Genomic DNA, 8,195 nt, shown 5'->3' on the forward strand with positions numbered 1-8,195 from the left:
CCGGATGAGCCGACAGGGCCGCAGGGAATGATGGTGCTGCCGAGCAGTCGGGTTCCGTATCGGTGAGAACACAACCGACGGCTTGGCCATGCGCACAAAGTACTTGACGATCCCTTTGGCGGCTTCGGTTCCCCCGGCTGACCGCAGGGCAGCTGTCGCGCGCCATCTACGACGCCATCACTGGCAATTGGTCGTCGGACATCGTCGCCACCTTCCGCCGAGCCGAGGAAGACGGCCGGCGGTCTGTGACGGGGCGTCGGCACCCGTCAGCGACGCCGTTCTGTGCCGCTCATGCTCCTCTCCTCCAGGACCTCGTCCAAGGGGTCGAGCGTGACGACTCGACCGGATCGGCGCCGCAGGCATGCCGCCAGGCGGGCCTGGATGGCGCGGGCGGAGGAGTGCGTACGCGAGAAGGGCCTGCACGCGATCATCCAGGAGACCTCGCAGAACGAGCAGGCCGTGGAGGAGAAGATGCGTGTGGACGTTCACGTAGTTCTTCGGGGCTGAGTTCACGTGATTCCCCAGCCCCGGAGGTGGCTCTGGCGGCCAGCATCTACCGGCCAACGACCGCTTCGCGCAGATGGGTCGCGTCGGCAGCCTGCGGGGGGATCACGGCTGACCCTCTGTTCTCGGCGGTCGTTCCGTCACGGCAGCTCCTTGTCGCCGGCGAGCTGAGCACTGATCGACTCATCGAGTTCCCCCATGGTGCGGCAGAAGGCATCCTCGAGATCCACCTCGTAGTGGTGCGCAAGGATCAATACTGACCACAGGCAGTCGGCGAGCTCATGCTCCAGCGCCGCCCGACCGCCCGGGACATCTCGCGCACCTTCCTGAGCCATGATGAGCTTGGCCAGATCACCGACGTCTCCCACAAAGCCGAGCATGAACTCGTTTCGCGTCCATGCCCGTCCGCGTTCACGGCGGTTCAGCTCGTCGTAGAGGTCATGGATCCGTATCGCCCGCCTCTTCAGCTCGCCGCCCAGGTCCACAGAGCCCGCCCTTCCCGATGCAACGCGTTGAAATGATCGAGAACTGACCCTCTCGCTGGAGGCCCTTGATCGTCAACGGGGGACGATCAGTCGCCAATCCGGAACAGGTCAGGCCCCCGGTGCCGTTGAAGTCGGTTAGCCCTGCTCGTGAACACCCCAGGTGCCATCCGCTACTTGAGCGCCGGGCCGGCGACCGGCCCTGCCGCTCACTGACCAGCTCGTAGAGGTCATCAGCCTGGGCCGCGTTGAGCTGGCGCATCGCGAAGTCGTCGAGGATGAGGACGTCGGGTCGGACGAGTTCTGGAATCCGTTTCTCCCAGGTGCGGTCCGCGTGGCCGCTGGCCAGGTCTGCAAGGATCCGGCTGGTCTTGGCGAAGCGGACGTGGGCGCCCTGGCAATGCAACACGGGCGCGAAGGGCCATCACGAATTCGCTGTCGGTGGTCACCGCCGCTCAATCGCGACACGGCCCCGACGACACACAACGACTGCGGGCACAAGCCACTCGCGGTTGACCCACGCTGCGGAGAGGGGCGCGTCCACGCCGGTGCTGATGAAGCTGTCCGGGCATACGTCGGTTCGCAGCCTCGCGAAGTACGCGCGGGTGTCCGATGGAGTCTCCTGAACTCCCAGGCCGACACCGATCCCGCCGCGCGTCGTCATCGCCGGCGGTCGGGCGAATTGTCTGGGGCTGGAGAGGAGCATGATGAGTATGGAGACCTCCAACCCGTTGCGCGAAGCGGCATTTTATGACCTCTGCCAGAGGTCAGTACGGTCGGATTCATGGAGTGGAACTTTCAGACTGCAGAAGAACTCGCGGCTGCGTTGCGTGCCGGTGAAGTGACCTCGACGGAACTGACCGACGAAGCGATCGCCCGTATCGAGCGGGACGACAAGGAGATCAACGCGATCTGTGTGCCGGACTTCGACCGTGCACGGGCTGCCGCGCGCGGTGCCGACCAGGCGCGCGCCCGCGGTGAGGACCGGCCGCTGCTCGGCATTCCGGTGACGGTCAAGGAGTCCTACAACATCGCTGGGCTGCCCACGACCTGGGGCATGCCGCTACATCGGAACTACATGCCGGCCGAGGACGCGGTGCAGGTGTCGCGACTCAAGGCCGCGGGCGCGGTGGTGCTCGGTAAGACCAATGTGCCGGTGGGGCTGCAAGATATCCAGAGCTTCAACGAGATGTACGGCACCACCAACAACCCGTGGGATCACGGTCGCACGTCGGGTGGGTCCTCGGGCGGATCAGCGGCGGCCCTGGCGTCCGGGTTCGGCGCGCTGTCCATCGGCTCCGACCTCGCCGGCTCGTTGCGCACCCCCGCGCATTTCTGCGGCATCTACGCGCACAAGCCGACACTCGGACTGGCGGCAACCCGCGGCATGGTCGCGCCGCCGGCACCGCCATTGCCGGTCGACCTCGACTTCGCCGTCGTCGGTCCGATGGCGCGCACTGCCCGCGACCTCACGCTCCTGCTCGACGTCATGGCCGGACCGGACCCGCTGACGCACGGTGTGGCGTACGACGTGACGCTGCCGCCCGCGCGCCACGAGCGGCTCTGCGACTTCCGGGTCTTGGTCCTCGAGGAGCATCCGCTCATTCCGACCGGGGCCGCTGTGAGGGCGGGCGTGAACCGGGTGGCCGACGCGCTTGTCGACGGGGGCGCCCGCGTCGAACGGCACAGTCCGCTGCTGCCCGATCTGAGCGAAGCCGCGAGGCTCTACACGCAATTCCTGTTTTCGAGCTCCGTTGCACATTTTCCCGTCGAAGCGCACGAGCAGCTGCGGACCCGCGCCGCCGGACTGAGCGCAGACGACCAGAGTCTCGATGCGGCGCGGCTGCGCGGCATGGTGTTCAGCCATCTCGACTGGATCGAGGCGAACAGCCGTCGCGAGCTCCACCGCCACGGCTGGCGGCAGCTCTTCGCCGAGTTCGACGCCGTGGTGTGTCCAATCACGCCCACTCCCGCGTTCCCGCACGACCACAACCCCGATCCGAGGGAACGCCGGATCGACATCGACGGCGTCGAGTACCCGTACTTCGACCAGCTCGTCTGGGCCGGTCTGGCCACCATGCCCGGCCTACCCGCCACCGCCGTACCTGCGGGCCGGTCCCCCGAAGGTCTGCCGGTGGGAGTGCAGCTCATCGGCCCGACGCTCGAGGACCGCACCCCGCTGCGGCTGGCCGAACTGCTCGAGCAGAAGATAGGCGGCTTCCAGACACCGAAGTAGGGCGTACTACCGGGTGTCCGTCGAGGGCGAAGTGCGGATCAGGTGCAGCCCGCCGGCCTGGGCAGACAGCGAAAACTTCAGAGAATGTGCAACGACGCGGAACCGGAGACATTGCTGAAGAACCGGCTGGTGTCATTGAGTTCAGGACTGCGAATGGTCCAGACACGTCGGTCAGAGGGGCAGTATTCGGCCGTCGTCGAGCGGGGAATCGCGGTGAGTCCGGCTGTGCCGGCGCTCAGGCGTGATCGACGAGTTGCGCAACGCCCCTCTGGCGAGCACAGTGCGCGCAACAGAAGAACTGCCCGTCCGATTGAAGGCCATGGCCGAGGATGCGGCACTGGCAGTTGTCGCAGATCGGTGCCATCTTCTGTGCTGCGCACTCGATGCTGTCGAAGATGTGGACGGCTCCCGCGGCATGCACTTCGAAGGACATCTCGTAGTCGTTGTTGCAGACCTCGCACACAGCCATGAATGATCAGCTCCTCGTTGCTTCATGGACAGCCGGGCGCGGCCGGCGGTCGGCGTTCTTGGAAGGTATCGAGCAGACGCATCGAACCTCCGGCGGCACGTTGGGCAGGTCTCGACCGGCGTACTGGAATCACTCAGGTGGGCGCGGTGGGACGCATGACCGACGGTAGCGTGGCGGGCGTGGCAAACGAGGCCTATGACAATGCACGGCTCGCGGAACTCTACGATCCGCTCGATCCGGACCGCAGCGATCTGGACGTGTACGTGACCGTGGCGCGGGAATTGAAGGCACGTCAGGTCCTTGACGTGGGGTGCGGCACGGGTACGTTCGCGCTGATGCTGGCCGACCGCGGGCTGATGGTGACCGGCGTGGACCCGTCCGGGGCCTCCCTCGACGTCGCACGGTCCAAGCAGGGCAGCGAGCGGGTGCGGTGGATTCACGGCGATGCGACGGCGCTCCCGGAGATGCGGGTCGACCTCGCCACCATGACCGCCAACGTGGCTCAGGAGATCGTGGACTCGGAGATGTGGGAGGGTACCCTGCGCGGGATCCGCTCGGCGCTGCGGCCGGGCGGCCACCTCGTCTTCGAGACGAGGGACCCGGCCCGGCGGGCGTGGGAGGCGTGGAACCGGGCCGCGACCCACCGCGTCGTCGCCGTCGAGGAAGTCGGCCCCGTCGAGACCTGGGTGGACGTCACGGACGTCAGCTTTCCGCTGGTGACCTTCCGCGGCACCGTCATCTTCACGGCGACCGGTGAGACGCTCACATCCGACTCGACCCTCCGCTTCCGCGAGCGTGCGGAGGTGGAGGCCGCGCTGACCGCGCACGGCTACATCGTGGACGAGGTGCGCGACGCCCCGGACCGCCCCGGCCGGGAGTTCGTTTTCTTCGCCCGCCGCCCGGAGTGACCGGTCGGGAGGCCGCCCCGGCCGGCCGACTTCCACAAGGGCGGCGGGTTCCCGTACGTGGACCAGACCTTCACCTCCGATGTGACGGCGGGTGCCTGGGACGTCGATCGGTTCGGCGGTCATGCGGCGTTCACCGACACCGAAGGAAGGATCCGTATCAGGCCGGAGACCGTGCCGTGCCAGCCGGCCGTGGTGACCGACCTGGCCGTCGATGACGGGTTCGGGCCCTGGGGGCGACCGTACGCGCCGCTGGGCACCGGGCACGCTGGTGACACCTGGACACTGCCCCTGCCATCCCCCCATGAACAACGGTGCTTGGTCGGAGGTTGAGGAACATCGGAAGACGCTGCGGCGGACGCTCTACGAGACCTGCGCGCGGACGGAGGACATCCTGGGCCTTCACGCCGTCGCCGGAGCTTTCGCGGAGGTCACCGGCGTGCCGGCCCCCGGGGGCGCCCGGCGCTGAGCGGTCGTATGCGCCGTTGACGGCCGGGGCTCCTCCCGCGCCTCGGAGGCGCCCCGACAGGCCGGGCTGCTGAGGGTGGCACTAGCTCTGCGGGACGTCCTTGACGAACACGATGCCGTCGCTGGCCGCCAGGTGGGCCGGGTCAAGCGGGGAGTAGCCGAACCAGGGGGATACACGGGGCGCGGGCCGGGTGTCGCCGAGGGTGGTGGCCAGCCGGGGGGCGTCGACGACGTAGCGGTCCTCCGGGAGCGCGTACAGGAGTCCTTCGACGGTGTCCGGTGGCGGCGTGTCCACTCCCTGGTGCCGGATCGTGCCGAGGGCCGTGGCCAGGAAGGCGTACTCCTCGCCGAGCTGGGCGCTCACGAGCGCGCCGGCGCTCCACCACTCCAGCGGCATCCCGCCCATCCGCATCGTGCTCTTGCTCCGCTGGAGATGGCCGTTGTGGGCGTGGACGAGTGCCGGGCCCCGAGCGGCGACGGCGAGGAGGTTGTGGGCCATCATCTGGTCCCGCACGCTCACCAGCCGGGTCATGCGGGCCGGTGAGGTGTCGGCCATCCAGTGGTGGTAGCGCAGGAGGCCGGTGGCGGTGCGTGCGTACAGGCGCGCCCGGTCCCAGTCCTCCGGCGAGGTCGCCGTGATCAGGTGCGGCGTCTGCTGGTCGAGCAGCGCCACCAGATCGTCGGCGAGCAGCCGCAGCTCCCTGGCCTCGGCCGACTGCCCCACGGACCGGGACGCGTCCATCATCGCGCCGGGCTCGATCCACCGGTCGTCGGCGCCGAGCAGGCGGTCGAGCGTTTCCGCGGAGCAGGGGAGCAGGTCCGCGTCCACCTGGGCCGAGAGGTATTCGTGGAGTGCGATGAGGGCCTGCCGGGGGCTCGCGGCGCCGGTGATCTCCAGCGGGCCGTCGATACCGGCGAAGCGGAGCCGCTCGGACGCGGGCCGGCCGTCGTTGTACGCCCGTATCCAGCGCACGAGTTCGCGGTTGGCCGCGGACGCGCCCCACCCGTGACTGAATCCGCCCTCCATGACCTCGTCGAGGGTGCCCGTGCCCGAGGTGACGTAGTCGTCCACGACCAGGCCCATCATGCAGTCGCTCTCGATCGCGATCGTCCGGTAGCCCTCCTGCTCGACGAGCTGCCGGAACAGGTCGTTGCGCAGGTCGAGCAGAGTGTCCTCGCCGTGGGTGGGCTCGCCCAGGGCGAGCACCCGCGGCCGGGCCGGGAGCAGCCCCATGACGGCGGCGGCCTCGACGCCATGGGCGGTGTCCTTGATGTGAGTAGCCATGCCTTCAACGGTATCGTTGAACTTTCGGTTGAGACTTTCCCACGATATCGTCGGACCGGTGGGACGAAACCTTCAAAGCGGTGGGCAGCTCAGGCCGATCGATCTGGCGCGCGGGCACGGACTGTCCACTCAGGCGATCAGGAATTACGAGGAGGCCGGCATCCTTCCGGCCGCCGGTCGCACACCCCACGGCTACCGCACCTACACCTCGCTGCATGCGGGGGCCCTGCGCGCGTTTCTCGCCCTGGTGCCCGGTCACGGCCACCGGACGGCGACCTCGATCATGCGGGCCGTGAACGAGGGCGTGGTCGATGAGGCGTTCCGGCTCATCGACGAGAGCCACGCCCAGCTCCTCGACGACCGCCGGACCCTCCAGGCCGTGGAGAGGGCCCTCCGTGACCTGGAGCCCACAACGGCGCCCGAGCCCACAACGGCGCCCGGGCCCAGTGCGGGATCCGAGCCCGGTGCGCAGTCGGAGCCGGCCGTGGTGTCCGGGCCCGGCGACACGTTCATCGGGCCGCTGGCAGGGCAGCTCGGAATCCGGCCCGCGACGCTGCGCAAATGGGAGCGCGCCGGGTTGGTGCGCCCGCGCCGTGACCCGCTGACCGGGTACCGCGTCTACGGCGAGGCCGACGTGCGGGACGCCCGGCTGGCCCACCAGCTCAGGCGGGGCGGCTATCTGCTGGAGCAGATCGCACCGCTGATCGCCCAGGTGCGGGCGGCCGGTGGGCTGGAGCCGCTGGAGGCCGCACTGTGCGACTGGCGCGGGCGGCTGTCCGCCCGCGGGCGGGGGATGCTGGCCGGGGCCGCCGAGCTGGAGGCGTACCTTCGCGAGCACCCCGGTGGCCGCCAAGGCTGAGCGCCGGTCTTCGTTCCGATGTTCCTCAAGCCCCTGGTCCGCGGTGTGACGCCCCGGCCAAGATCCTCAACGATCTTCTAGCGTAGGCGCTTATGGACAAGGCGCAGCAGTTCGAAGAGCAGCGACCCCGGCTGTTCTCGTTGGCATACCGGATGCTCGGGTCGGCGGCGGAGGCGGAGGATGCCGTGCAGGATGCGTACCTGCGGTGGCACGGGGCCGAGCCCGGGCAGGTCGCTGCGCCGGGGCCGTGGCTGGCGAAGGTGCTCACGAATCTGTGCATGAACCGGCTGACCTCGGCGCGGGTGCGGCGTGTGGAGTACGTGGGGCCGTGGCTGCCGGAGCCGGTGCGGACCGATGACGGGTCACTGGGGCCGATGGAGACGGCGGAGCAGCGCGAGGCGGTGTCGCTGGCGGTGCTGGTGTTGATGGAGCGTCTGACGCCGCCGGAGCGCGCGGCGGTGGTGCTGCGTGACGCCTTCGGCTACAGCCATCGGGACGTCGCGGGCGTGATCGACTGCTCGGAGGCGAACGCGCGGCAGCTGTACCGCAGGGCGAAGCAGCATGTGGCGGACGGCCGGCAGAAGTTCGTGTCGTCCCCGGAGTTGAGCAGCGGGTTGCTGGCCCGGTTTCTGGAGGCGGCGGCTCAGGGGGCGATGACGCAGTTGGAGGCGCTGCTCGCCGACGACGTGGTCGCGTGGTCGGACGGTGGTGGCAAGGTCGGTGCGGCGCGGCGGCCGGTCGTCGGCCGGGAGAGGGTGGCTCGGTTCCTGGCAGGCCTGTCCGCCCGGTGGGCGAGTGGGGTGCGGATGGAGGTCGCCGAGGCGAACGGCGGTGCGGTGGTGCTCGGCTGGGAGGACGGCGAGCTGACTTCGTTGGGTGCGCTGGAGGTCGGCGAGGCGGGAATCATCGGGATCCGGATCGTCCGTAACCCTGACAAACTAGCTTTTTTGTCCGGTCAGTTGCGGGAGCTGTCACAGAACACGTGAG

At 69.0% G+C, this 8,195-nt stretch carries 9 protein-coding genes and 1 pseudogene; 6 read left to right on the top strand and 4 right to left on the bottom strand.

The window, feature by feature from the left end; all coding sequences use genetic code 11:
* Nucleotides 1–330 precede the first annotated feature (330 nt).
* Nucleotides 331–507 carry a hypothetical protein gene (locus tag ACWGI8_RS34170; protein WP_453666941.1) on the top strand — a complete coding sequence of 59 codons (177 nt, stop codon included), beginning with the start codon at nt 331–333 and terminating at the stop codon, nt 505–507.
* 137 nt (nt 508–644) lie between these two features.
* On the opposite strand, the gene ACWGI8_RS34175 is transcribed toward ACWGI8_RS34170, so the two are convergent.
* Together ACWGI8_RS34175 and ACWGI8_RS34180 are read right to left on the bottom strand one after the other, a co-directional pair.
* On the bottom strand, nt 645–989 hold the full coding sequence (locus tag ACWGI8_RS34175) for a MazG nucleotide pyrophosphohydrolase domain-containing protein (protein WP_453666943.1): 345 nt from the start codon (nt 987–989) through the stop codon (nt 645–647).
* A gap of 160 nt (nt 990–1,149) precedes the next feature.
* A pseudogene (locus tag ACWGI8_RS34180) lies at nt 1,150–1,383 on the bottom strand (ATP-binding protein); the annotation flags it as partial.
* Between the two features lie 387 nt (nt 1,384–1,770).
* Between ACWGI8_RS34180 and ACWGI8_RS34185 the strand changes: the two are divergent.
* On the top strand, nt 1,771–3,222 hold the full coding sequence (locus ACWGI8_RS34185) for an amidase (protein WP_453666945.1): 1,452 nt from the start codon (nt 1,771–1,773) through the stop codon (nt 3,220–3,222).
* 235 nt (nt 3,223–3,457) lie between these two features.
* Here the strand turns inward: ACWGI8_RS34185 and ACWGI8_RS34190 are convergent, their stop codons facing one another.
* Entirely contained in the window at nt 3,458–3,691 is a 234-nt protein-coding gene (locus tag ACWGI8_RS34190; RefSeq protein ID WP_453666947.1) for a hypothetical protein, read from the bottom strand.
* A 155-nt stretch (nt 3,692–3,846) separates the two neighbouring features.
* Between ACWGI8_RS34190 and ACWGI8_RS34195 the strand changes: the two genes are divergently transcribed.
* Complete coding sequence (locus ACWGI8_RS34195) at nt 3,847–4,599, top strand: class I SAM-dependent methyltransferase (protein ID WP_453666949.1); 753 nt, start codon at nt 3,847–3,849, stop codon at nt 4,597–4,599.
* Nucleotides 4,600–4,900: 301 nt separating this feature from the next.
* Entirely contained in the window at nt 4,901–5,065 is a 165-nt protein-coding gene (locus ACWGI8_RS34200) for a hypothetical protein (protein WP_453666951.1), read from the top strand.
* Nucleotides 5,066–5,146: 81 nt separating this feature from the next.
* On the opposite strand, the gene ACWGI8_RS34205 is transcribed toward ACWGI8_RS34200, so the two are convergent.
* Entirely contained in the window at nt 5,147–6,349 is a 1,203-nt protein-coding gene (locus tag ACWGI8_RS34205; protein ID WP_453666953.1) for an erythromycin esterase family protein, read from the bottom strand.
* 58 nt (nt 6,350–6,407) lie between these two features.
* Between ACWGI8_RS34205 and ACWGI8_RS34210 the strand changes: the two genes are divergently transcribed.
* Nucleotides 6,408–7,208 carry a TioE family transcriptional regulator gene (locus ACWGI8_RS34210; RefSeq protein ID WP_453666955.1) on the top strand — a complete coding sequence of 267 codons (801 nt, stop codon included), beginning with the start codon at nt 6,408–6,410 and terminating at the stop codon, nt 7,206–7,208.
* Between the two features lie 92 nt (nt 7,209–7,300).
* Entirely contained in the window at nt 7,301–8,194 is an 894-nt protein-coding gene (locus ACWGI8_RS34215; protein WP_453666957.1) for an RNA polymerase sigma-70 factor, read from the top strand.
* The last annotated feature ends 1 nt before the right edge of the window (nt 8,195 follow it).

The organism is Streptomyces sp. NPDC054841 (genome assembly GCF_053611045.1).

Coding starts and splice junctions, on each gene's coding strand:
- ACWGI8_RS34185 (WP_453666945.1), top strand. CDS start 1,771: ATGGAGTGGAACTTTCAGACTGCAGAAGAACTCGCGGCTGCGTTGCGT.
- ACWGI8_RS34190 (WP_453666947.1), bottom strand. CDS start 3,691: ATGGCTGTGTGCGAGGTCTGCAACAACGACTACGAGATGTCCTTCGAA.
- ACWGI8_RS34195 (WP_453666949.1), top strand. CDS start 3,847: ATGACCGACGGTAGCGTGGCGGGCGTGGCAAACGAGGCCTATGACAAT.
- ACWGI8_RS34200 (WP_453666951.1), top strand. CDS start 4,901: ATGAACAACGGTGCTTGGTCGGAGGTTGAGGAACATCGGAAGACGCTG.
- ACWGI8_RS34205 (WP_453666953.1), bottom strand. CDS start 6,349: ATGGCTACTCACATCAAGGACACCGCCCATGGCGTCGAGGCCGCCGCC.
- ACWGI8_RS34215 (WP_453666957.1), top strand. CDS start 7,301: ATGGACAAGGCGCAGCAGTTCGAAGAGCAGCGACCCCGGCTGTTCTCG.